A 638-nucleotide genomic window follows, 5' to 3' on the forward strand; every position below is an offset into this window, starting at 1 on the left:
CCACCACCTCGCCCTTGCCGATGGAAAAGCTGATCCCCTTCAGCGCTTCGATCGCGCCATAGTTCTTGGTCACGTTGTCGAGCACCAGCAGGGGTTCGCTCATGCGGCAATCTCCCTGGCCGAAAGGATGTCGCGGCCGCGCTCGCGTTCGGCGGCGAACATCTGGCCGAAGCGTGGCGACAACACCCCTGAGACGGCGAGTGCCGCCGCGCCGCGCAGCACGGCATGCTGGCCGCCGCTGGCGACGATGACACGCGGCGTCTTGCGATCAGCGCGAGCCGAAACCGAATTGTGCAGCGGTTCGGCCGCGTCCGCCAGGCGTTCGAGCAACTCCGACGCCGCCAGGCCGCCGAGCACGACCGTCTCTGGGTCGAAAAGGTTCTCGATGATGGCGATGGCATTGCGGAAGATCGGGCCGACCTGCGCCACCCAATCGGCGTCGCCGCCGGCCCGGCGGCCCCGCGCTTCGAGCGAGAGGTAGCGCTCGAGGCAGCCGCGGTCGCCGCAGGGGCAAAGCTCGCCATCAGGGACCACGGGAATGTGGCCGATCTCGCCCGCATTGCCCCAAGCGCCGCGCAGAACGCTGCCGTCATGCATCATGGCGCCGCCGAGCCCAACGCCGAAATAGAGATAGTAAT

Annotated in this window: 1 protein-coding gene and 1 pseudogene; both read right to left on the reverse strand. The window is 67.7% G+C overall.

Annotated features, from left to right (window positions below):
* Positions 1 to 103, reverse strand: a pseudogene (locus EOA36_RS38720) (sugar ABC transporter ATP-binding protein); the annotation flags it as partial.
* Positions 100 to 638 (reverse strand): ROK family protein (locus EOA36_RS36595; protein WP_145969566.1); only part of this gene is annotated, 539 nt, incomplete at its 5' end. The pseudogene EOA36_RS38720 and the gene EOA36_RS36595, both read right to left, overlap by 4 nt.

Source organism: Mesorhizobium sp. M8A.F.Ca.ET.021.01.1.1 (assembly GCF_003998025.1).
In the GTDB taxonomy this organism is placed as follows: domain Bacteria; phylum Pseudomonadota; class Alphaproteobacteria; order Rhizobiales; family Rhizobiaceae; genus Mesorhizobium.